The organism is Pseudomonas brassicacearum (assembly GCF_003732265.1).
GTDB lineage: Bacteria > Pseudomonadota > Gammaproteobacteria > Pseudomonadales > Pseudomonadaceae > Aquipseudomonas > Aquipseudomonas brassicacearum_D.
The window spans coordinates 1-718 of sequence record NZ_MOBK01000325.1 but is presented as its reverse complement, the minus strand read 5'-3'; the positions used below and the strand labels follow the sequence as shown (position 1 = coordinate 718).

2 protein-coding genes are annotated in these 718 nt (G+C 59.7%); both read right to left on the bottom strand.

What is annotated here, in order from left to right; all coding sequences use genetic code 11:
- Positions 1-296, bottom strand: a 296-nt coding sequence (locus BK660_RS31515) for a DJ-1/PfpI family protein (protein ID WP_185045323.1), incomplete at its 3' end; no start/stop codon positions are given.
- A gap of 66 nt (positions 297-362) precedes the next feature.
- Positions 363-718: DUF4879 domain-containing protein (locus BK660_RS31510; RefSeq protein ID WP_123436453.1), on the bottom strand; the 356-nt coding region annotated here is incomplete at its 5' end.

The window sequence follows — 718 nt, the reverse complement described above, 5'->3', positions numbered from 1 at the left end:
AGGCGTCCGGCGCTGGCCTGATCCTTGAGCAACTGTTGCAGCGGTTGATGCGCCGCCAGGTGCTGTGCGCCAACGGCGCCGCCGGGCAGGACGATCAGGTCGAAGGTTTGCGCCAGCACATCGACCAGCAAGCCGTCGGCGGTCAGGCGCGTGCCACGCGCGCAAGTCAGCATGCGTCGTCCTTCAATACTGGCGGCGACCACTTCGATGCCGGCGCGGCGCAGCACGTCGATCAGGGTCACACTTTGCAGATCATCGATGCCCTCGGCGAGGGTAATCAGGGCTCTAAAGGTCATGGGCGCTATCCGCTGGGTGATACGTGAAGCGTAGTCAGCTTCACCCGGATCGCGCTGCAACAGCCGTTACTTGATGTAAATCTGGGTCGACATTGTATTGCGTGGCGCGTTGATCGAGGTGTTGCTGAAGGTGAAAGTGCCTTCCTGCTTGCCCGCCAGATCGAAGGTATAAAGAGAACCGACGGTTTTGTTGCCGGGAGTGCATTCGGTGAGGTTGCCGTTATCAAAGGCACACACCGGGGCACGTGTGCCGTTCACTTCAAAACCGTCCAGTGCGACCTGGGGCTGGCTCTTGCCGTAGCCGACTTCGAGCACGTAAACCTTGATATTCGGTCCGCTGTGATTGCATTGGGTTTGCGTCTGCCCATCGCCGATGTCTTCACGACCGCAGGCCGGCGATTGCACCTTGATCACCTTCACTT